This window comes from Bradyrhizobium yuanmingense, assembly GCF_029167105.1.
Lineage (GTDB): Bacteria > Pseudomonadota > Alphaproteobacteria > Rhizobiales > Xanthobacteraceae > Bradyrhizobium > Bradyrhizobium yuanmingense_A.
Genome location: NZ_JARFML010000009.1, coordinates 67,097 through 87,039 on the forward strand (window position 1 = coordinate 67,097; position 19,943 = coordinate 87,039).

The window sequence follows — 19,943 nt, forward strand, 5'->3', positions numbered from 1 at the left end:
GCGAGTGGCTAGTCCGTGCCCCGGGGAGCCACCCGGAAACGATGCGCTCACATGAGAGAAATGTGACGCAAACTGACAACTCATCTCAAGCCCAAAAGTTTAACAAGCTGTTGAAATTCAATGCTTTAGCAGCAGAGACGACTCCGTGCTAATACGGTCACGGCTGCCCGGTTAACGATGGCGAGGGTTTCTGGCAGTCCGCGCTTTCGGCTGCTAATTTTTCTGCTACAAGCCCTTGCCCCCGGAAAATTCCTGTCCTATTTCAGGCTCGCTCGTGCTAGCACTCACGGGCAACGACTGCTAACAATCTTAAAACCTCAACCCGAGCAATTGCTTAGGAGGACTGCATGAAATTCCGTCCGCTTCACGACCGCGTCGTGGTCAAGCGCATCGACGCAGAAGAGAAGACCGCTGGCGGCATCATCATTCCCGACACTGCCAAGGAAAAGCCCTCCCAGGGCGAAGTCGTCGCTGTTGGCCCCGGTGGCCGCGACGAAGCTGGCAAGCTGATCCCGATCGACCTGAAGGTCGGCGACCGCGTGCTGTTCGGCAAGTGGTCCGGCACCGAGGTCAAGATCGACGGCCAGGACCTGCTGATCATGAAGGAGAGCGACGTGATGGGCGTTCTCGAAGTCAGCGAGTCCAAGAAGAAGGCGGCCTAAGAGCCCCTCTCTCCTCCCTCCAGTCAAACACCTAAGGAAAATTCCAGATGGCAGCCAAAGAAGTCAAATTCTCGGTTGAAGCGCGCGACAAGATGCTGCGCGGCGTCGACGTTCTCGCCAACGCGGTGAAGGTCACGCTCGGTCCGAAGGGCCGCAACGTCGTGCTCGACAAGTCGTTCGGCGCTCCCCGCATCACCAAGGACGGCGTCACCGTCGCCAAGGAGATCGAGCTCGACGACAAGTTCGAGAACATGGGCGCGCAGATGGTGCGCGAAGTCGCCTCCAAGTCCGCTGACGCGGCCGGCGACGGCACCACCACCGCTACCGTGCTCGCCCAGGCGATCGTGAAGGAAGGCGCCAAGTCGGTCGCCGCCGGCATGAACCCGATGGACCTCAAGCGCGGCATCGACCTCGCGGTCGAAGCCGTCGTGGCCGACCTCGAGAAGAACTCGAAGAAGGTCACCTCGAACGACGAGATCGCCCAAGTCGGCACCATCTCGGCCAACGGCGATGCCGAGATCGGCAAGTTCCTCGCCGACGCCATGAAGAAGGTCGGCAACGAGGGCGTCATCACCGTCGAGGAAGCCAAATCGCTCGAGACCGAGCTCGACGTGGTCGAGGGCATGCAGTTCGACCGCGGCTACATCTCGCCCTACTTCGTCACCAACGCCGACAAGATGCGCGTTGAGATGGACGACGCCTACATCCTCATCAACGAGAAGAAGCTCTCCTCGCTGAACGAGCTGCTGCCGCTGCTCGAGGCCGTGGTGCAGACCGGCAAGCCGCTGGTCATCGTCGCCGAGGACGTCGAAGGCGAAGCCCTCGCGACCCTCGTCGTGAACCGCCTGCGCGGCGGCCTGAAGGTCGCGGCCGTCAAGGCGCCGGGCTTCGGCGATCGCCGCAAGGCCATGCTGCAGGACATCGCGATCCTGACCGGCGGCCAGGCGATCTCGGAAGACCTCGGCATCAAGCTCGAGAACGTCACGCTCAACATGCTCGGTCGCGCCAAGAAGGTGATGATCGACAAGGAGAACACCACGATCGTCAACGGCGCCGGCAAGAAGGCCGACATCGAGGCGCGCGTGGCCCAGATCAAGGCGCAGATCGAGGAGACCACCTCGGACTACGACCGCGAGAAGCTCCAGGAGCGTCTCGCCAAGCTCGCGGGCGGCGTCGCGGTGATCCGCGTCGGCGGCGCGACCGAGGTCGAGGTGAAGGAGCGCAAGGATCGCGTTGATGACGCGATGCATGCGACCCGCGCGGCCGTGGAAGAAGGCATCGTTCCGGGCGGCGGCGTCGCCCTGCTCCGTGCCTCCGAGCAGCTCAAGGGCCTGCGCACCAAGAACGACGACCAGAAGACCGGCGTCGAGATCGTGCGCAAGGCGCTGTCGGCGCCCGCTCGCCAGATCGCGATCAACGCCGGTGAAGACGGCTCGGTGATCGTCGGCAAGATCCTGGAGAACAAGGCCTACAATTACGGCTTCGACTCCCAGACCGGCGAATATGCCGACCTCGTCAAGAAGGGCATCATCGACCCGACCAAGGTGGTCCGCACCGCGATCCAGAACGCTGCCTCGGTGGCCGCGCTCCTGATCACCACGGAAGCCATGGTCGCCGAGCTGCCCAAGAAGGGCGGCGCCGGCCCGGCGATGCCCCCCGGCGGCGGCATGGGCGGCATGGACTTCTGATCCAGCCGATCAGGCACGATACGAATGCGAAACCCCGGCAGCGATGCCGGGGTTTTGTTTGGGGGAAACTCTCACCCTTCGTCATTCCGGGGCGCGCCCTCTTGGGCGCGAGCCCGGAATCCATAACCACGAACCTTGATTGGTTATCCCGGGATGGAAATCAGCCCGGTCCAAATCCCGATCCTCGATTACCGAGTCTTCCGATCCCTCCGCCACTTCCTGCACTCTTTCTTACGGGCGACAGGCATAGCGGGCCATTCCGTCCGCCTGTGGTTATGGATTCCGGGCTCGCGCTTCGCGCGCCCCGGAATGACGGCCTCCGCCTCACTCCACCTTGCCGATCCGCTCGAAGCGCGGCTCGCCGTCTTCGTCGAGGGACCAGAAGATCCGCGTCACCTTGCCGATGAGATTGTCCATCGGCACGAAGCCGAACGTCGGCATGCGGCTGTCGGTGGAATTGTCGCGGTTGTCGCCGAGCACGAAGAAGTGGCCCGGCGGCACCGTGAAGGCGTCTGTGTTGTCGAGATAGCCGTTGTCGAGGCAGTCATAGGTCACATAGGACGCGCCGCTCGGCAGCGTCTCGCGCCAGCGCTTGACGACCGCACCGTCGTCCACGCCGCAGGCCTCGCCGGCAAGTGTCGCCTCCAGGGCGACGCGGGTCACCGGGCGGCCGTTGAGGATGAGCCGGCCCTGCCGCATCTGGATGCGGTCTCCGGGCAGGCCGACGAGGCGCTTGACGTAGTCGGCAGAACCGTCCTTCACCGTCCGGAATACCACGATATCCCCGTATTCGGGATCGGCGGCGAGGATGCGGCCCGAGATCCAGGACGACGCGAATGGGAGTGAATAGCGGCCATACCCGTAAGTGTATTTCGCGGCGAAGACGTAGTCGCCGACCATCAGCGCCGGTGTCATCGAACCGGACGGAATGTTGAACGGCTGATACAGGACGAAGCGAAACAGGATCACCGGCGACCACAGCACCGGGATCATGAGGATCAGGACGACGATCGCCTTCCAGTCGCTGGATCGTGCCGCGGGGCGGATCGATTCCTGAAGAACGGTCATGTGCCTTCCCTGATCAAGACGTTGCGGCCCCAGGATGACGCAACCTGCGAGCGCGCTCAATCCCCGACGAGCTCAAATTGGTCGCGCCTCGCGCCGATCGCGTTCATCGCAGACCGCGGCAACGCCGATGTGAAGGGCCGCCCGTGGGCGGCCCTTCGGTTCATGCGCTCTCGGGCGCCTTCAGACGCACGAGCCGGGTCAGGAGGGCATCGAGGCCCTGGCCTTCGCCGGCATGGAGGTCGATGCGGCCGACCTTCTCGACCAGCCGCTCCAGCGACTCCAGCTCCTTGAGCCGCAGCAGCAGGGGGTTCTCCTCCATCAGGCGGGCAGTGTTCAGGAGCGAACGCGTCGCCGCGGTCTCCTCCTGCCGGCGGATCAGGTTCGCCTTCGCGACCCGCTCCGCCTCCACCACCTTGTTCACCAGCTCCCGGATCTCGCCGGGCAGGATCACGTCCCTGACGCCGAGCTCGGTCACCTCCACGCAGGACTCTGCGACGCGTGCACGCACATAGTCGCGCAGCTCCGCATCCAGCGCCGCCTTCGCAGACAGCACCTCGTCCAGCGTCCGGCTAGCTACCGCCTCGCGGATCGCGAACTGCACCAGGCGGTACAGCCACGCATCCACGTCAGGCACGGTCGCAACCGTCCGCTCGGGATCGACGATGCGGCGGAACGCCGTCAGCGTCACCCGCAGCGCGATGCGATCCTTGGTCAGCATCTCCTGCGCGGTGATCTCGACCGCCTGGGGCCGCAGGTCGAGGCGCTTCACCTCGATCTTGCGGCCGACGGTCCAGAAGGCGTGCCGGCCGGGCGCGAGCCGCTCCACGAGCCGGCCCTCGACATAGAGCAGGCCCGCCTCGTGGTTCTCGACCACCGTCTCGCTCATGACGGTCGAGCGGCTGCGCTCGATCATGGTGAGATGCCGCGCGTCGACCCTGGCGTCGCTGGACACATCGATGCGCTCGACATCGATGCGCGTTGCGACCTTCCAGTAGACGCGCACCTGCCAAGGCGTCATCAGATGCACGGGCCGGCCGTCGAGGCTGACGATGGCGATCTCGTCCGCCTTGGTCTCGACCGCCTCGAACAGCTCGGCGGCCAGATCGGGCCGCGCGGCCTTCAGCACCGCGTAGCGCTCCGCAGAAAATTCGCTGCGGACCACGTCGAGCACCTCGGCCTTCAGCTCGTGCAGGGGATCGAACAGACGGTGCTTGCCTGGCGCGAGCACGCGCACGAGCTGCCCGTTGCGCGTCAGCAACGCACGCTCGCCATCCTTCACCGTCACGTTCAGCATCAGCAAGTGCCAAGTCATGGCACGCCTCCTTCAGTTGCCTCCTGCCGAGCGCGGCCGGATAGCGGGTTACACCTGCAAAGGACGTGAGGACGCGGACGACGCTTCCCGCGAAATCGGCGGGCCGGGGCTTGAGCTTGCATGACGACGGGCGCACGCGCGCGATCGCGCGACGCTTGTCGCGCGGCCGTGCGGAGCCACCCGGCATCGGCGCAAGCGGTATCTACCCGCGGCGCAAAGCCGGTCTCACAGTGTCTAGGTTCGGACGGAAAGCCTTGCGGCAAAACGGCCGGACTGCGACTGAAGCGCGCGTCCGGTCCTCGTCAGAGGTATCAGCCTTTCAGGCTGAAACGGAGCGCTGGAGCGGGATTCGAACCCGCGACCCGATGATTAAAAGTCATCTGCTCTACCAAACTGAGCTATCCTTCGTGGAGCAAGAGACCGGAATCGAACCGATGCCTTCGGGTGTTCAACCCGACGCTCTCCATGAGCTACGTCCTGCGTTTCTCCTTCATTCGGCGGAACACGAAACCGGCAAGACCGGCCCGCGCCAGTCGGGATCTCAGCGAGCCCGAGCCCATGGCCTAGCGAAGGACGGCGCTAATAGACCAGGCACGTTCGGGTTGCAAGGGGGGATGAGAAATTTTTTGGTTCGTCATTCCGGGGCGGCGCGGAGCGCCGAGCCCGGAATCCATAACCACAGGCTTTAGTTGGAAATACCGTTATAGAGATCATCCCAATTTGGATTCTGTTCATCGATCAATCGTGTCTTCCAATCGCGCCGCCATTTCTTCAGTTCTTTTTCTCGAGCAATCGCGCTTGCAGCGTCATCGAAAATTTCAAACAGGACCAGCTTATCCACTCCGTATCGCTTGGTGAATCCCGGCACCACTTTGATCTTGTGCTCGTAGACGCGCCGAACGAGATCGCTCGTTACGCCAATGTAGAGCGTGCCGTATTTTCTACTCGCCAGGATGTAGACTTAATACGCCATTCCATCGGCCTGTGGTTTCCGGGCTCGGCGCGCTTCGCGCCGCCCCGGAATGACGAGCGGATGCTAGGATCAAGCGGAGAATACATCAACCAAAGCTTGTAGTCGCAGTATTGCGATCGTTGCTCCGCGAAGCGCGTCACTCGCGCGCACTGTCCTGGAAGCACGCCCTCACCCATGCGATCGTCACGCGCGTCGCCGGATCGCGCTTGAGGTGGTTCTGCACGAGAAGCCAGACGTCGCGGCGCTTCGGCAGCAGGGTGGCACGCAGGCTGCGGTCGGCGAGCAGCGGTGCGCAGCTGTGCTCGGGCAGCACGCCGATGGCCTGATGCGACTGGATCATGGTGCGGATGATGCGGATATTGTCGGTGATGCAACGCACGTTCGTCAGCCGTTTCGCCCGCAAGAACTGCGCTTCCGGAATCGCGTCGAGCTCGTCCGGATAGACGCAGGCAACGGGCTCGCCGCCGCCGCGGTCCGCGGGCTCGAAGAAGTACAGCCTGACGTCGCCGAGCTTGGAGATGGTGAAGTCGCCCTTCTCCGGCTTGCGCAGACGGATGGCGAGATCGGCCTGCCAGCGCGAGAACTTGACGTTGCCGCTCGCGGTGAGGAATTGCAGCGTCAGCCCCGGATGATCGCGCAGGAAGCTGCTCGCATGCGGCGCCAGCAGCTCTTCGGCGACCGCATTGGTCGAGGCGATGCGCAGCCGCCCGACCGGGCCGACCTGGCTCTCCTTGATACGGTCGATCGCCGCCGCATGCGCGGCCATCGCACCGACATGCGCGAGCACCGCCTCGCACTGGCGCGTCGGCCGCCGCACGCCGTCCACCGCATCGAACAGCGGCACGCCGAGATCGCGCTGGATGCGCGCAAGCCTGCGGCCGACGGTGGTCTCGTCGATGCGCAGCCGCGCGCTGGCGCCGGCGTAGGTGCCCTCGTCCCTGACCGCGGCGATGATGCGCAGATCGTCCCAGTTCATGGGCGCGAGCGTAGCAGGCGCCGCCGCTGCCTGCAAATTTGCAGCCATCAGCTGCAATAGTCCTGCACAATGGCAGGCTGCTGCTGCGCTAGTGTCGAAGCATCCGAATTCACGAAAGCCTGACGGCATGACCGCTCCGAAGACCCTGCTCGAACTCGCCGGCGCCGATCTCGATCCGCCCAGGCTCAACGAGACATGCCTCGTTCTGATCGACATCCAGAACGAATATTGCGGCGGCCCGATCGCCCTGCCCGATGCGCAAGCGGCGATCGCCGCGGCTGCGCGCCTGCTCGCGCGCGCACGGGAAAGCGGAGCTGCGATCTTCCACGTCGCGCACAAGGGCCGCGCCGGCGGCCTGTTCGACCGCGAGGCGGCGCGCGGCGCGATCGTCGAACGCCTGACGCCGCTCGCGGCCGAGCCCGTGATCGAGAAGGCGCTGCCGAATGCCTTCGCCGGCACCGACCTGCAGGCCAGGCTGGCCGCGACCGGACGCAAGAACATCGTGCTCGCGGGGTTCATGACGCATATGTGCGTGTCTTCGACCGCGCGCGCCGCGCTCGATCTCGGCCTGCGCACGACGATCGCGGCCGACGCCTGCGCCACGCGCGATCTTCCCGATGGGCGCGGCGGCACGCTGCCGGCGAGAATTGTTCACGAGGTCGCGCTGGCCGAATTGTCCGACCGCTTCGCGATCATCGCGCAGAGCGACGCACTGACCTGAGGAGACCGTCCTGATGCTGCAGCTCTATTTCTTTCCGATGGCCTGCTCGCTCTCGAGCCGCATCGCGCTGCTGGAGGCCGGGATCGAGGCGCAGTATCACCTCGCCCATATCTGGACCAAGCGGCTCGTGGACGACGGCGGCGACTTCCGTGAGGTGTCACCAAAGGGCGCGGTCCCGGTCCTGGTGCTGGAGAACGGCGAGCGGCTGACGGAAAGCGCAGCGGTGCTGCAATACATCGCCGATCTGAAGCCGGAGGCACGCCTTGCGCCGCGACCCGGCGACATCGATCGTTATCGCCTGCAGGAATGGCTGAGCTTCGTCGGCGCCGAGATCCACAAGGCGTTCCTGTTTCCAACCTTCTGGTACAAGGACGACGGCTCGCTGGCCAAGCCGCGCGTGAGGATCATGCAGACATTGTCGGTGCCCGCAGCGCATCTGGCGGGCCGCGAATTCCTCGTCGGCGACGCCTTCACCGTGGCCGATGCCCATCTCACCTGGACCTTGCTGCTGCTCCGTCCCGCGGGGATCGACATCGCGCAATGGCCGGCCCTGGCCGCCTATCTCGAGCGCATGCAGGCGCGGCCCGCGGTGAAGGAGGCAATCGGAATCGAGATGGCGCTGCGCAAGACCGTTGCAGCCTGAGCTCGCCTCACTCCACCCGCGCCAGCACCGCGAGCTTGCGGATGCCCTTGTTGCGGTAGGCGTCGAGGAATGCGTAATAGTCCTTGAACGACACGCAGCCGTTGGAATCGCCGCCCGGCCCGAGCATGAAGGTGTGAGCGAGCAGGCCGTCGCGGCCGTAAATCGCGCTCTCGCCGCCGATCGGGGTGAGGCGCAGCGCCGGCACGCCATGGAACAGCGCCTCGCGCGGCTTCAGCGTATAGATGTGCGGCGGCGTCACGCCGCGCATGCGCAGGCGGCGGGAGTCCGGATCGTCGCGGTTGGCGCCAAGGCCGGAATGCGCCTCAAGCCTGGTGCCGTCGGGCAGATACACCATCTTGGCCGTGATGTCGTAGACCGCGGTGTCCCGCTCATAAGGCGGAGCGCCCCCGAACATCGGGTTCTGCTCCTTCGGGGCGATGGACGCAGTGATGCTGGCATCGGCCGAGGCGTAGGCGAGCAGCCCGCCGGACGCTTCGCGCTTGCCCCACAGCTTTTCCACCATCGCCTGGCGCGGAGCGGTGATCGACATCACCGCGGCCTTGGCACGGTCGGCGAAGGATTTTTGCTTGGCTTCTGGCGCCGGCACGATCTCGGCCGGGTCGGCCGAGGCGAGTTGCAGCTGGGCAGCCGGCGCGCGCTTGGTCTTGTCCGCGGTGCTATCGGCGCCCTTGGCCGCCGGCTTCAGCGCTTCCGCGACCTTCGCGATCACGCCCTGCTTCGGGGCGTCTTTGGCCACCGCAACGACCTGCGTTGCGGGTGCGACGCTTGCGGCATTCGACGGCACGCCTTGCGTTGCGGCTGCGGCAAAGCGCTCGTTGAACATCTCGCGCGAGATCGGAGCTGCGACCTGGAGGCGGTCGGGCAGCAGTGCGAAGGTTTCCTTGATAGCCTCGCCCGCCTCGCGCAGCACCACCCTGGGCGCGCGCTTGATCACCGGCTCGTCGTAGCCGCTGCTGCCGACGGTCGGATAGACGCTCGCGCCGAAGATGTTGCTGTGGATGGTCCAGCCGGCGCCCACCACGGCGCAGCCGATCGCCGCGGCGCCAAGCCAATTGGTCGTGATCATTTTCCGGGAAGATTTCCGCGAATTGGTCTTCGAGAAATTCTTGGACTTCCGTGCCGCGTTACTCTGCGCAGCGATACTCGTACTCATTCGCCTTGCGTCCAGGACGGTGTCACTCAGTCCCCCCTCGAAGTGCCGCTGGTCACGATCCGGGAACAGCATCTCGCAGAGGGTCGGAGCGTCATTAAGGCGACTTTTAGTTAAATGCGGATTAAGTTCGGGCGGATCTGCGGCAACGCGTTAACGCTGTCCCGTTTTGAGAAAAAAGCCCGCAGAACTACGGACTTAGTCGGGTCTGTTAACTATAATTCTCGGCCGGTTCAGCACGCTCTGCGGACGTCTGCGGCCACATCCATGACGCACTTGAGAACGTTCATTTTTGTGGCCCTCAACTGCCCCTGAACGTAACGCGCCAGCGTTGCGCGAGGCTGGTGGACGACGCGTGCGACTTCACGCGGCACGGCGCCGTGATTGAAAGTTGATCGCCTCGGTTCTAGACATCGCGGCCGCGGGAAAATAGCTGCCACCTCGGCACTTTTCAGCAGCCTCTGCGCGTGATACGGTACCGTATCATCCTGCCCTGAGCTGTGCCGAGCACGCAAACGGAGGCTGGCATGAGAGGGATCGCGCGCGCGGGGTTTTTCGCCCTGGCGGGGTCGTTTCTGTTGATCGGATCTGCGGCTGGGCAGCCTGCGGCGAATGCGGGCTGCACGGCATCGCCGTCGGCTGCCGGGACGCAGACCTGGCGCTGTGACAATGGCATCACCATCGTTGCGGAAAACGGCGCCAGAATTGAACTTAAGGACGCCAACCGCGACGGACATATAGACTCCGTGGAGTTGAGCAGCAAAGCGCTGCTGATCGAGGTGCCCAAGAAGCCGCGCGGCAATCCCTTCAAGGTGCTGACGCCGCAAGCGATTGCCGCAGTACGCGGCACGAAATGGGCGGTCGATGTCGCCGACACCAAGACTTCCGTGTTCGTCGCGGACGGCCGGGTCGGCGTGAGCCGCAGGGCTCGTGGACGCGGTGTCGTGCTTGGACCCGGCGAAGGCGTCGATGTCGAGCCAACCGGTCCGTTGACCGTCAAGACCTGGGGCCAGCCGCGCGTCGACGCGCTCATGGCCAGACTTGGGCAATGAGCCCGGGCCGGCAGGGCCCGGCCCATGAGATTTGGATTATACGATTGCAAGACCGCATGCGCAGCCGACGCGTTCAGATCCTAGTGGCCCTCGTCCTCACCGCGCTGTGGGGCGCGGCCATCTATGCGACGCACGCCCACGGCCATCTGCGCTTCCTGGACCGCCTCGAAGCCACGTTGACGGATTGGCGGACGCAGGCCCGCGGCGTGCAGCGTCCGCCGGATTTCGTCACCATCGTTGCGATCGACGACACGGTGGTGAAGCGCGGCGGCACCTATCCACTGCCGCGCGCCGATCTTGCCCGCGTCGTCGACACCATCGTGCAGTTCAAGCCGAAGGTGGTGGCGATCGACCTGTTGCTGGTCGACCGCAGCGCCGCGATCGGCGATGCGACGCTGGCCAACACGCTGGCCACCGGCCCCATGGTGCTTGCCGCCGCCGCGATCTTCCCCTCGGCCAGCGAAACCGTGGCACCCAGCCGCGAAGGTCCCCTCGCCGTACTGCCGGAGGCCGAGCGCTTCCTGCAGCCATTGCCCGCATTCGCCGAGCACGCCGAGGTCGGCATCGTCAATGTCGCGACCGGGCAATCGGGCTCGCCGCTCTCGGTGCCGATGCTGTTCCGGACCCGCGACAAGGTCGAGCTGTCGTTTCCGTTGCGCGTCGCGGCCCGCGCGCTCGACCAGCCGCTGACCGTCGCGCCGGGCCATCTCATGCTCGGCGATCGCGTGGTGCCGACCGACAGCAATCTGGCATTGCCGATCACCTATTACGGCCCGCGCCGCACCATCCGTACCGTCAGCGCACAGAGCATTTTCGACGGCATGCTCGATCGCGCGGCCATCGAGAACCGGATTGTCGTGATCGGCGCCTCCGTCGCCGGCGGCGGCGACTTCTATCCGACGCCGTTCGATTCCCTGATGCCCGGCGTCGAGGTGGTCTCGACGGCGATCACGCATCTCGTCGCCGGCGACGCCATCCTGCGTGACCACAGGGTCCGCATCACTGATGCGCTCACGGCGATCCTGCTGCCGGTGCTGCTGGTGGGCCTGCTCGCCTGGCGGCGCATCGCGTTCGGCACCATGGCGGCAGCCGCGGTGATGATCGCCTGGGCCGGGCTCAACCTGTTCGCGTTCACGCACGGCGTCTGGCTGAACGCCGCGACCACGCTTGCCGCCGCCGTGCCGCCGGTTGCGGTCTTTGCCGGCGTGCAGCTGTGGGCCGGAGGCCGCCGCACGCAATATTTCGCCGCTAAGAGCAGGTCGCTTGCGCAATTCCAGGCTCCGGCGCTGCAGGATTGGCTGGCGCGAGATCCGAACTTCCTGTCGAAGCCGGTGCGGCAGGATGCAGCCGTGGTGTTCGTCGATCTCTCCGGCTTCACCGGTTTGAGCGAGCGGATCGATCCGGACGAGCTCACGGATATTCTGAAGGCGTTTCATGCGCTGATCGACCGGATCGCGATCGATTGCGGCGGCATGATCACGGGCTTTCTCGGCGACGGCGCCATGATCCTGTTCGGGCTGCCGCGCGCGATGCCCGACGATTCGGCGCGCGCGCTGAAATGCGCGGTCGATCTGCATCGCGGCCTCGCACACTGGATCGCCTCGCTGCCGCCGGCGATCGCAGGTCAGCTCGGCTTCAAGATCGGCGCGCATTGCGGCCCGATCGTCGCCTCGCGGCTCGGCGAAAGCCATCAGCACATCACGGCTACAGGCGACACCGTCAACGTCGCAAGCCGGCTGATGGAGATTGCCGCGCAGAACGATGCGCGGCTCGCGCTGAGCAACACGCTGCTGGATGCGGCCGACTTCCAGGGCGCGCCCGACGGCGTTCTGTCCGGTCCCCTGCTCGCCCAGGTCCGCGGCCGTTCCGGCGTCGTGACCGTCTGGTTCTGGCGCGATCGCGATGGCCCGGGCCAGGATGCTGACAAGGCCGAGATGATGGGCTGAGTAGCCGTTGCGGCCCCCAACGCTTCATTCGTCGTCCCCGCGAAGGCGGGGACCCATACCGCGTGATCTATCGATGAGCGCAGGTGGCCGTACCGACTGAAGAACCGCCCACGAACAATCTTCGTTAAGCTTCTCCCTGGGAGTATGGGTCCCCGCCTTCGCGGGGACGACGGCGGAGTGTGAGGTCCCTACCGCGCTTCCGGCGGCGGCGAGCGGTCCAGCACTTCGCCTTTGGCGCCTTCCAGCAGGTCGATGCCGTAGGTCTCGATCAGGAGCGGCCCGCGCTTGCGCTGCAATTGCGCCACCTGCGTCACCTTTGCAAAGAGAGCATTGAGGGCGGGATGACCGTCGGCGCGCAGCTCGTCGACATAGAGCAGCTTGCCGGCGAGCAGCTTGGGATCGGGTTCGGCCATGTTGACCCAGCGGATGCGCTGATTCTGCTGCGCGACGCAGGTGCCGCGCGGCAGATAGAATGCGAGCCAGCTCGTGGTGCCGTAATCCTGCGCCAGCACACAGGTGGCGCCACTGCGCGCGCGCACCGCTTCGATCTCGGCGGCGAGCTCGCGCCAACCGACACCGACGCTGCGCACGGTGGCATCGCGGCGATATCCGGACAACCAGCCGGTATTGGCCTGCACGATCAAGGCTGCAAACATGACGATGCCCACCGGCGCGGCCCAGCGCAGGCAGACGTCGACGAGGCGCCGCTGCCGCGGCTTCCATTGCGCAAGATTGGCAGCGGCGGCCGCGGCAATGACGAACGGCGGATACACCGGCGCGAACCAGTTGGCCTCGACGCGCGCATGCAGCGAATGCCAGACGAAATAGACGACGATGGTCCAGAACATCGTCTCGATCAACACGCGCGAGGCCAGCGCGCCGGCGCGCTGCCAGGTCAGCGCGTGCAGGCCCATCGCGCCGAGGATGAAGACCAGCGGCGTTGCGAACGCGATCTGGGTCGGGACCAGCTCGGCGATGAAGACGGGGCGGAAGTCCTCGATCCTGGCGCGGCCGAGCTGCTTTGCGAACGAGACCCATTGATGATCCGCATTCCAGAGGATCACCGGCGAGAACAGCGCCAGGGCGACGAGACCGCCGAGATAGGGCCAGGGCGAGAGAAACCAGCGCCGGAGTTTCGGTACCCACGCAAGCCAGATCAGAATCGCCAGCCCGAAGAACATCGCGGTGTATTTCGACAGCAGCGCCGCGCCGACCGCCACCCCGACCGCGAGCCACCAGGCGCCCCGTCCCGTCTCCAGCACCTTGGCGAGGAAGAACAGCACGAAGCTCGAGGCGACTAGCAGCGGCGCATCGGGCGTGACGATCAGCGTGCCGACGGAGGCCAGCAGTGTCGCGTTGAGCAGGATGGCACTGGTCGCGGCCACGCGTACCCCGCCGAACAGGATCGCCGCGGAGCGATGGACCGCATAGCTCATCGGCAGCGCCAGCAGGATCGAGACGAGGCGGACGCCGAGCTCGGTATCGCCCGCGATCATGGTGCCGGCGCGGATCACATAGGCGACCATGGGCGGGTGGTCGTAATAGCCCCCGGCGAGGCTCTTCGACCACATCCAGTAATAGGCTTCGTCGAACGTGATCGGCGTGAAGGCGGCTGCGACGAGCCGCAATCCCACCAGCGCGACAATCAGCAGCGCGGTGTTGCGGACGATCCGCGCATCGGCCCCGCCCATCACGCGCTATTTCTTGCGCCAGACGAACAGTCCGGACATCGCGTAGTTCCACACCACGCCCATCAACGCGCCGGCCAGGCCGGCCAGCCACCAGATCGGCTCCTGGTCGTAGACCGAGAAGGCGACGCCGACATTGGCGAGCAGGCCGACGCTGCACACGATGTAGAAGGCGATCAGGCCGCGCAGCAGCGCAAAGCCCTTCAGTCGCTGGTCGCGATAGGTGAGGAAGTTGTTGAGGATGAAGTTGCTGGTCATGGCGACGATGGCGCCGGCGGCCTGCGCTTCCGCGAACGGCGCCTTGAACAGCTGAAGTCCGATGAACAGCGTGGTCAGGTGCACGACGAGGCCGATGCCGCCGACCATCGCGAACAGGATGAAGCGCAGCGAGACGATGTCGTTGGTCAGCTTGGCGAAGACGAGGCCGAGGAAGTCGAGCGCGACCATGGAATCGAGCTTGCTCTCGCCGTGCTGGCGGGCGCCGAAAGTGTAGGGAATCTCGACCGCCCGCAAGCTGCCATGCGCGGTCGCAACGATGTCGAGCAGGATCTTGAAGCCGTGCACGGAGAGCTTCGGTGCGAGCTGCTCGAAGCGGTCGCGGCGGATCATGAAGAAGCCGCTCATGGGATCGGCAATCTCTACCCGCAGCATCTTCTTGGCAACCTCGGTCGCGAGCGCGCTGGCGCCGGCACGCTGCTTGTTGAAGCCTTCGCTCTTGTAGCCCTCGATGTAGCGGCTGCCGACGACGAGGTCGGCCTGATCGCTCGCGAGCAAGAGCAGCATCTTGGGCAGCTGTGTCTCATCGTGCTGGAGGTCGGCATCGATCACGGCCACGTAGGGCGCGCTGGAGGCAAGGATGCCCTCGATGCAGGCGCCCGACAGGCCGCGGCGGCCGATGCGGCGGACGCAGCGCACGCGGCTGTCGCGCTGCGCCAGCTCGCGCACGACGTCCCAGGTGCCGTCGGGCGAATTGTCGTCGACGAACACGACCTCCCAGACGACGTTGGCGAGCGTCGCGTCGAGACGCCGGTACAGCACGGTGACGTTGTCGCGCTCGTTGAAGGTCGGGACGATGACCGACAGTTCCGGCCCCTCGTGGGCCTGGTTGTCGATGCCCGGTCTGATCGCTTCGTTCATGACGGCAGCGTATATCCGCCGCATCCTGCGCTGCCAAGCCGGGGTTCTGGGGAATGGCCGAAAAGGGGCCTAAAATGCCAACGACCCCGGAACGGCGGGCCGCGCGTACATCCGGCGCAAGCCTTAAGCTATTCCAAGGTCGTCCCAGCGACGGAGGTCTTTACGCTCAACGTCGCCGTTACAAGCTAGATGGGAATGGCAAAAGCGTTCCGCAAGGGGGCGGAAATCCGATTTTCAAACCCTATTGGTTGGGCACCTCCCGGATGACCGGCCCGCGCGGCGCGGGCGCGACCGGGGCTGCGGGCGCCGCCGCAGGAGCCGGCTCGGCCTTCGCCGGCTTGGGCGGCTTGCCGTACTGGCCGATCGGCCCGAACACGACGGCAACCGCAAGGACGGCTGCCGCGACGATCGCCCCAAGAATGCCACCCACCGACTCAGACGACATGCAAGTTCCTGCTCCAGACCGGCCCCACTGATACCACGGATGCGCGCGCGGCCGGAAGGCCCAGCGCGAATCGCGAATGGCGAATGAGCATGGCCTGCCTTCTCGCCCTATTCGCTATTCGCCATTCGCCACTCCCCTACTTCTGGGGCGGCCGGTGCTTGACGAAGGCCATCACGATGTCCTTCTGCGCCGCCTCCACCGCTCTGTTCGCGGTGGCGAGATGAGCGCCGGCATCGATGTCAGGATATTGCGTGGTGAGATAGTCGAGCAGCGTGACCCGGTAATATTGCCGCTCCGACGGACAGGCGCCCGCAACCGAGCGGCCGAAATCCTGCTCCGACAGGCCCCGATTGGACTCGCGCGAATATTCCCGCGCCAGGCAATGCCAGTAGTCGTCACGGCCCTGCTGGGCGAGCTTCTGCGCGCCCTTCGTGTCGTCGTCATCCGCCACGGCAGAACTTGTCATGGCAGCAGATGTCATCATGACGAGTGCGCCCCCCACCAGCAGCATCCGCATCTTGTTCTCCTTCTTCGCGGGCCCGTCGCGAGCTTAGACCGGACCGGCCAACTGGCCAATCACATCTGGTTTGATTAGGATGTGATCCCTCCCCGTCGATGCGAGATCCTCCCGTGGCCAAAGCAAAAACTGCGTCCAAAAAATCCGGCAATATCTACATCGGTATCGGCGGCTGGACCTTCGAGCCGTGGCGCGGCGTGTTCTATCCGGAGAAGCTCGCGCAGGCGAAGGAGCTGTCCTATGCCGCCTCCAAGCTGACCTCGATCGAGATCAACGGCACCTATTACGGCTCGCAGAAGCCGGAGAGCTTTCGCAAATGGGCGAGCGAGGTGCCTGAGGGCTTCGTGTTCTCGGTGAAGGGACCGCGCTTCGCGACCAACCGCCGCGTGCTCGCGGAGGCCGGCGATTCCATCAAGCGGTTCTACGATTCCGGCGTGCTGGAACTCGGCGATCATCTCGGGCCGGTGCTGTGGCAGTTTGCGCCGACGAAGAAGTTCGATGGTGCCGATTTCGGCAAGTTCCTGGAGCTGCTGCCGCGCAAGCTCGAGGGGCGCGCGCTGCGCCACGTCGTTGAAGTGCGCCACGACAGCTTCTGCACGCCCGACTTCGTGGCGCTGATCCGCGAGTTCGAGACGCCGGTCGTGTTCGCCGAGCACGGCAAATATCCCGCCATCGCAGATGTCGCCGGCGATTTCGTCTATGCGCGGCTGCAGAAGGGCAATGACGAGATCAAGACCTGCTATCCGCCGAAGCAGCTCGACGCGTGGGCCGAGCGCTTCCAGGACTGGGCTTCGGGCGGTGAACCCGACGACCTCCCGAAGGTTGACAAGACGAAGCCGAAGAAGGAGCCGCGCGACGTGTTCGCCTATGTCATCCACGAGGGCAAGGTGCGCGCACCGCACGGCGCCATGGAACTGATTGCGCGGGTGAGTTGAGGCCACATGGCAAAGGCGAAGAAGCTGTTCACCATCGGCTATGAGCAGACACCGCCGAAGGCCGTGCTGGACGAGCTGGAACAGGCCGGCGTCAAGCTCGTGGTCGACGTGCGCGCGGTGACGTCGTCGCGCCGGCCAGGCTTTTCCAAGAAGCAGCTTTCGGCGGGCCTCGACGAGCGCGGCATCGGCTATGTCCATCTCGCCGCGCTCGGCACGCCGAAGGAAGGCCGCCTCGCCGCCCGCAGCGGTCAATACGACGTGCTGGAAAAGATCTTCTCCAAGCACCTGAAGACGCCGCAGGCGAAAGAAGAGATGGACGAGCTTTCGGCGCTGGTGAAAAAGGCCGGCCCGGTTTGCCTGCTGTGCTACGAGCGCGACCACACCCACTGCCACCGCCAGATGATCGCGGAAATCATCGAGGAGCGCGATGGGGTTACGGTGAAGAATTTGGCGGGGCGGCAGGTGTAGCCACACCCGTCATTCCGGGGCGCGACGAAGTCGCGAGCCCGGAATCCATTTCGCCACCAACACTGCGGCCCGATGGATTCCGGGCTCAGCGCTTCGCGCTGCCCCGGAATGACGAGCTGAAAGAGCTCAGCCCTCCCCCGCCAGCCGGAACGTCCCCTCCATCATCTCTACGCAAGCGCCGCCGACGTGAGCGGATACGATCTTGCCGTCCTGCTTGCGCACGCGCGTCGAGAGGATGCTCGGACGACCCATGTCAAAGCCCTGGCCGACTGCGAGCTTGAGCTCGCCGTCGCGCGCGGGATCGAGATCGGCGAACAGCGCGGCGGCGGCAACCGTGGCGCTGCCGGTGGCGGGATCTTCGACGAGACCGCTGGCACCGCGCATGAACATGCGCGCCTGTCGCTCGCAAGGCGCCTCCGTCGCCGGCACGTCGCGCGTATAGAACCACACCGAGCGGGCACCATCGCGCGGCAAGACCTTGCCAAAGGCCGCGGCATCGGGCCTGGCCCGCTTCAGCGCCTCGCGCGAATGCAGCTCCATCACCAGAAACGCGTTTCCGACGGTGACGATCTCAGGCTCGTGATTGCCTGTCTTGACGTCGTCGGCAACGAGCGAGATGCAGCTCGCGGCCTCTGCTGCCGACAGCCTTGAGAGCCGCTGCAGCGGCTGCGGCGCGGTGAGCTCGGTTCTGATCACCCGGCCCTGCTCTCGCACGATCTCGACCGGAACCAATCCGGCCTTCTCCTCGAACAGCAGGCGCGGCTTCGGCTCTTTCGCCATCGAGGCCAGCACGAAGGCGGTGCCGACATTGGGATGGCCCGCAAAGGCGATCTCCTGCACCGGCGTGAAGATGCGCACCTCGGCGTCGTTGGCCTTATCGCGCGGCGGCAGCACGAAAGTGGTCTCGGAATAATTGAACTCGGTGGCGATCGCCTGCATCTGCTGCGTCGAGAGTCCGCCGGCATCGAGCACCACGGCGAGCTGGTTGCCGCCGAAGGCGCGGTCGGTGAACACGTCGACGGTGATGTAGCGGCGCTGCATCGTCACTTCCCCATGCAAGTCGCGGCCGCGCGCCGGCCGCATCGCGCAGCACTCTACAAGCCGAAAACATCGCTCGTCATGCCCCAAAATTCGGAGCAATCGGAGCAATCGCTTGGATGAAAGAGAACTGCGCGCGCCGATGTGTGATGCAGTTACCCCAGCTGAAACACCGGTACTTTCCGCTCGTAGCCGCGCACCTCGACCTCGCCGAGCGCGACGGCGTCGCTGCCGTCGGCTCCCAGCGCCTCGCGCACGGATGCGGAGATCAGGAGCTGCGAGCCGAAATCCTTGTTCAGCGCCTCGAGCCGCGAGGCGAAGTTCACGGTGTCGCCGATGACGGTGTATTCCTTGCGCCGGGGCGAGCCGATATTGCCGGCGACAACCTCGCCGAAATGGATGCCGATGCCGATCCGCAGCGGCCAGCTCGTCTCTGCGTTGATGCGGTTCATTGCCCGGAGCATCTCGCGGCCGGCGGCGACCGCGCGATGCGCGGCGTCGGATGCCTCCAGCGGCGCGCCGAACAACGCGAGAAAACCGTCGCCGAGAAACTTGTTCACGATGCCGCCCTGGCGGTCGAGAATGTCGACCAGGACGGCGAAGGCGCCGTCGAGCCGGTCGACCACCTCCTGCGGCGTGCGCGACTGCGCGCCGGCCGTGAAGCCGCGGAAATCGACGAACATCACCGCGACGCGACGAACGTCGCCGCTTGCGCGCGTTCCCGCTGTCATCAGCCGCTCCACCACCTGCGGCGAGACGTGCTGGCCGAACAGATTGGTGACCCGGTCGCGCGCGGTGGCGGCCGCGATGCTCGCGGCGAACTGCCGCCGCAATTGCGCACCGACGGCGCCGGCGAGCACGCCGCAGATCAGGATGATGGTGCCGCGCACCGCGTGAAAATAGAGCTGGGGCTCGCCGATGCTGCTCGAGGGATCGTAGACCAGTGCGACCGCGAGCAGCTCGGCTGCAGCGACGAAGCCGGTAAAGGTCGAGAGCCAGAAATCGAGCCGCAGCGTCGAGAGGATGACGAAAATGAAATACATCAGCGGCACGACGAAACCGAGGGCCTGGGTCGCGCCCATGCTCCGGATCTGCAGGATGAGGATCACGGTTGGCAGCGACGTCTCGATCAGCGTGCCGATATAGCGCCTGACCATCGGCACGTCGCGATCGAGGCGGAGGTTCTTCCTGATCTGGGTGTGGACCCAGACCTCGAACAAAATGAATCCGACGAGCAGGCCGTAGACTACGGCGAGCCCTTCGGTGCCGCGCCAGACCCGGTCCACCACGGCGGGGGCGATCAAATACATCGCGGTGAGGAACAGCGTCATGACGCAGCCGGTCGCGATCAGCGCTCGCACCCGCAGCAGCTCGGTGCGCAGCACCTCCCGCGTCAGCTCGCGCTCGAAATCCTCCGACAAGGCGGCATGCTGCCGCGCTTTCCTGCTCGCAAACTTGGCCATCATCCCCCCAAGGTCATTCCGGGGCGATGCGACAGCATCG

At 65.4% G+C, this 19,943-nt stretch carries 19 protein-coding genes and 2 tRNA genes; 8 read left to right on the forward strand and 13 right to left on the reverse strand.

Features of this window, described 5'->3' with window-relative positions; translation table 11 throughout:
• Positions 1 to 347 precede the first annotated feature (347 nt).
• Both P0R31_RS13720 and groL read left to right on the forward strand, forming a co-directional pair.
• On the forward strand, positions 348 to 662 hold the full coding sequence (locus P0R31_RS13720) for a co-chaperone GroES (RefSeq protein WP_025037205.1): 315 nt from the start codon (positions 348 to 350) through the stop codon (positions 660 to 662).
• A 47-nt stretch (positions 663 to 709) separates the two neighbouring features.
• Positions 710 to 2,350 (forward strand): chaperonin GroEL, encoded by a 1,641-nt coding sequence (gene groL / locus P0R31_RS13725; protein ID WP_057029537.1) that lies wholly within the window; start codon positions 710 to 712, stop codon positions 2,348 to 2,350.
• Between the two features lie 324 nt (positions 2,351 to 2,674).
• Here groL and lepB read toward each other — a convergent pair whose 3' ends face one another.
• From lepB to P0R31_RS13755, 6 genes are all read right to left on the reverse strand, one after another.
• Positions 2,675 to 3,418, reverse strand: a complete 744-nt coding sequence (gene lepB / locus P0R31_RS13730) for a signal peptidase I (RefSeq protein ID WP_275514533.1) — start codon at positions 3,416 to 3,418, stop codon at positions 2,675 to 2,677.
• Between the two features lie 160 nt (positions 3,419 to 3,578).
• On the reverse strand, positions 3,579 to 4,730 hold the full coding sequence (locus P0R31_RS13735; RefSeq protein WP_275514534.1) for a slipin family protein: 1,152 nt from the start codon (positions 4,728 to 4,730) through the stop codon (positions 3,579 to 3,581).
• A 338-nt stretch (positions 4,731 to 5,068) separates the two neighbouring features.
• Positions 5,069 to 5,134 (reverse strand) — tRNA-Lys (locus tag P0R31_RS13740).
• A 4-nt stretch (positions 5,135 to 5,138) separates the two neighbouring features.
• Positions 5,139 to 5,211, reverse strand: a tRNA-Phe gene (locus P0R31_RS13745).
• Positions 5,212 to 5,415: 204 nt separating this feature from the next.
• Positions 5,416 to 5,685, reverse strand: a complete 270-nt coding sequence (locus tag P0R31_RS13750) for a GIY-YIG nuclease family protein (RefSeq protein ID WP_275514687.1) — start codon at positions 5,683 to 5,685, stop codon at positions 5,416 to 5,418.
• 154 nt (positions 5,686 to 5,839) lie between these two features.
• Positions 5,840 to 6,679, reverse strand: a complete 840-nt coding sequence (locus tag P0R31_RS13755) for a LysR family transcriptional regulator (RefSeq protein WP_275514688.1) — start codon at positions 6,677 to 6,679, stop codon at positions 5,840 to 5,842.
• A 127-nt stretch (positions 6,680 to 6,806) separates the two neighbouring features.
• On the opposite strand from P0R31_RS13755, the gene P0R31_RS13760 reads away from it, so the two are divergent.
• Entirely contained in the window at positions 6,807 to 7,400 is a 594-nt protein-coding gene (locus P0R31_RS13760; RefSeq protein ID WP_275514535.1) for a cysteine hydrolase family protein, read from the forward strand.
• Between the two features lie 13 nt (positions 7,401 to 7,413).
• Positions 7,414 to 8,043 (forward strand): glutathione binding-like protein, encoded by a 630-nt coding sequence (locus tag P0R31_RS13765; RefSeq protein ID WP_275514536.1) that lies wholly within the window; start codon positions 7,414 to 7,416, stop codon positions 8,041 to 8,043.
• Between the two features lie 7 nt (positions 8,044 to 8,050).
• On the opposite strand, the gene P0R31_RS13770 is transcribed toward P0R31_RS13765, so the two are convergent.
• Entirely contained in the window at positions 8,051 to 9,130 is a 1,080-nt protein-coding gene (locus P0R31_RS13770) for a DUF2778 domain-containing protein (protein WP_275514537.1), read from the reverse strand.
• Positions 9,131 to 9,741: 611 nt separating this feature from the next.
• Between P0R31_RS13770 and P0R31_RS13775 the strand changes: the two genes are divergently transcribed.
• Both P0R31_RS13775 and P0R31_RS13780 read left to right on the forward strand, forming a co-directional pair.
• The gene (locus P0R31_RS13775) at positions 9,742 to 10,266 is read left to right on the forward strand and encodes a FecR domain-containing protein (RefSeq protein WP_275514538.1); all 525 of its coding nucleotides are present in this window, start codon (positions 9,742 to 9,744) and stop codon (positions 10,264 to 10,266) included.
• A 56-nt stretch (positions 10,267 to 10,322) separates the two neighbouring features.
• On the forward strand, positions 10,323 to 12,212 hold the full coding sequence (locus tag P0R31_RS13780) for a CHASE2 domain-containing protein (RefSeq protein ID WP_275514539.1): 1,890 nt from the start codon (positions 10,323 to 10,325) through the stop codon (positions 12,210 to 12,212).
• Positions 12,213 to 12,400: 188 nt separating this feature from the next.
• Here the strand turns inward: P0R31_RS13780 and P0R31_RS13785 are convergent, their stop codons facing one another.
• From P0R31_RS13785 to P0R31_RS13800, 4 genes are all read right to left on the reverse strand, one after another.
• Positions 12,401 to 13,903 carry a glycosyltransferase family 39 protein gene (locus P0R31_RS13785; protein WP_275514689.1) on the reverse strand — a complete coding sequence of 501 codons (1,503 nt, stop codon included), beginning with the start codon at positions 13,901 to 13,903 and terminating at the stop codon, positions 12,401 to 12,403.
• Between the two features lie 6 nt (positions 13,904 to 13,909).
• The gene (locus tag P0R31_RS13790; RefSeq protein ID WP_275514540.1) at positions 13,910 to 15,037 is read right to left on the reverse strand and encodes a glycosyltransferase family 2 protein; all 1,128 of its coding nucleotides are present in this window, start codon (positions 15,035 to 15,037) and stop codon (positions 13,910 to 13,912) included.
• Positions 15,038 to 15,278: 241 nt separating this feature from the next.
• Positions 15,279 to 15,482: a hypothetical protein gene (locus P0R31_RS13795; RefSeq protein ID WP_275514541.1), complete on the reverse strand. Its 204-nt coding sequence runs from the start codon at positions 15,480 to 15,482 to the stop codon at positions 15,279 to 15,281.
• Between the two features lie 136 nt (positions 15,483 to 15,618).
• Positions 15,619 to 15,999, reverse strand: coding sequence for a hypothetical protein (locus tag P0R31_RS13800; protein WP_275514542.1), 381 nt, complete (start codon positions 15,997 to 15,999; stop codon positions 15,619 to 15,621).
• A 98-nt stretch (positions 16,000 to 16,097) separates the two neighbouring features.
• Here P0R31_RS13800 and P0R31_RS13805 point away from each other — a divergent pair, with 98 nt between their 5' ends.
• Together P0R31_RS13805 and P0R31_RS13810 are read left to right on the forward strand one after the other, a co-directional pair.
• A complete protein-coding gene (locus tag P0R31_RS13805; protein ID WP_275514543.1) occupies positions 16,098 to 16,934 on the forward strand; it encodes a DUF72 domain-containing protein in 837 nt (278 codons plus the stop codon).
• A 6-nt stretch (positions 16,935 to 16,940) separates the two neighbouring features.
• Positions 16,941 to 17,402, forward strand: coding sequence for a DUF488 family protein (locus P0R31_RS13810; RefSeq protein ID WP_275514544.1), 462 nt, complete (start codon positions 16,941 to 16,943; stop codon positions 17,400 to 17,402).
• A 126-nt stretch (positions 17,403 to 17,528) separates the two neighbouring features.
• Here the strand turns inward: P0R31_RS13810 and P0R31_RS13815 are convergent, their stop codons facing one another.
• Both P0R31_RS13815 and P0R31_RS13820 read right to left on the reverse strand, forming a co-directional pair.
• Positions 17,529 to 18,443 carry a PhzF family phenazine biosynthesis protein gene (locus tag P0R31_RS13815; protein ID WP_275514545.1) on the reverse strand — a complete coding sequence of 305 codons (915 nt, stop codon included), beginning with the start codon at positions 18,441 to 18,443 and terminating at the stop codon, positions 17,529 to 17,531.
• A gap of 152 nt (positions 18,444 to 18,595) precedes the next feature.
• A complete protein-coding gene (locus P0R31_RS13820) occupies positions 18,596 to 19,903 on the reverse strand; it encodes an adenylate/guanylate cyclase domain-containing protein (protein ID WP_275514690.1) in 1,308 nt (435 codons plus the stop codon).
• Positions 19,904 to 19,943 lie beyond the last annotated feature (40 nt).

Bases quoted from the DNA above. Each gene is read 5' to 3' on its own strand.
- groL (WP_057029537.1), top strand. From the start codon at position 710: ATGGCAGCCAAAGAAGTCAAATTCTCGGTTGAAGCGCGCGACAAGATG.
- P0R31_RS13785 (WP_275514689.1), bottom strand. From the start codon at position 13,903: ATGGGCGGGGCCGATGCGCGGATCGTCCGCAACACCGCGCTGCTGATT.
- P0R31_RS13790 (WP_275514540.1), bottom strand. From the start codon at position 15,037: ATGAACGAAGCGATCAGACCGGGCATCGACAACCAGGCCCACGAGGGG.
- P0R31_RS13800 (WP_275514542.1), bottom strand. From the start codon at position 15,999: ATGCGGATGCTGCTGGTGGGGGGCGCACTCGTCATGATGACATCTGCT.
- P0R31_RS13820 (WP_275514690.1), bottom strand. From the start codon at position 19,903: ATGGCCAAGTTTGCGAGCAGGAAAGCGCGGCAGCATGCCGCCTTGTCG.
- P0R31_RS13795 (WP_275514541.1), bottom strand. From the start codon at position 15,482: ATGTCGTCTGAGTCGGTGGGTGGCATTCTTGGGGCGATCGTCGCGGCA.
- P0R31_RS13760 (WP_275514535.1), top strand. From the start codon at position 6,807: ATGACCGCTCCGAAGACCCTGCTCGAACTCGCCGGCGCCGATCTCGAT.
- P0R31_RS13755 (WP_275514688.1), bottom strand. From the start codon at position 6,679: ATGAACTGGGACGATCTGCGCATCATCGCCGCGGTCAGGGACGAGGGC.
- P0R31_RS13775 (WP_275514538.1), top strand. From the start codon at position 9,742: ATGAGAGGGATCGCGCGCGCGGGGTTTTTCGCCCTGGCGGGGTCGTTT.
- lepB (WP_275514533.1), bottom strand. From the start codon at position 3,418: ATGACCGTTCTTCAGGAATCGATCCGCCCCGCGGCACGATCCAGCGAC.
- P0R31_RS13765 (WP_275514536.1), top strand. From the start codon at position 7,414: ATGCTGCAGCTCTATTTCTTTCCGATGGCCTGCTCGCTCTCGAGCCGC.
- P0R31_RS13780 (WP_275514539.1), top strand. From the start codon at position 10,323: ATGCGCAGCCGACGCGTTCAGATCCTAGTGGCCCTCGTCCTCACCGCG.
- P0R31_RS13815 (WP_275514545.1), bottom strand. From the start codon at position 18,443: ATGCAGCGCCGCTACATCACCGTCGACGTGTTCACCGACCGCGCCTTC.
- P0R31_RS13810 (WP_275514544.1), top strand. From the start codon at position 16,941: ATGGCAAAGGCGAAGAAGCTGTTCACCATCGGCTATGAGCAGACACCG.
- P0R31_RS13720 (WP_025037205.1), top strand. From the start codon at position 348: ATGAAATTCCGTCCGCTTCACGACCGCGTCGTGGTCAAGCGCATCGAC.
- P0R31_RS13770 (WP_275514537.1), bottom strand. From the start codon at position 9,130: ATGATCACGACCAATTGGCTTGGCGCCGCGGCGATCGGCTGCGCCGTG.
- P0R31_RS13735 (WP_275514534.1), bottom strand. From the start codon at position 4,730: ATGACTTGGCACTTGCTGATGCTGAACGTGACGGTGAAGGATGGCGAG.
- P0R31_RS13805 (WP_275514543.1), top strand. From the start codon at position 16,098: ATGCGAGATCCTCCCGTGGCCAAAGCAAAAACTGCGTCCAAAAAATCC.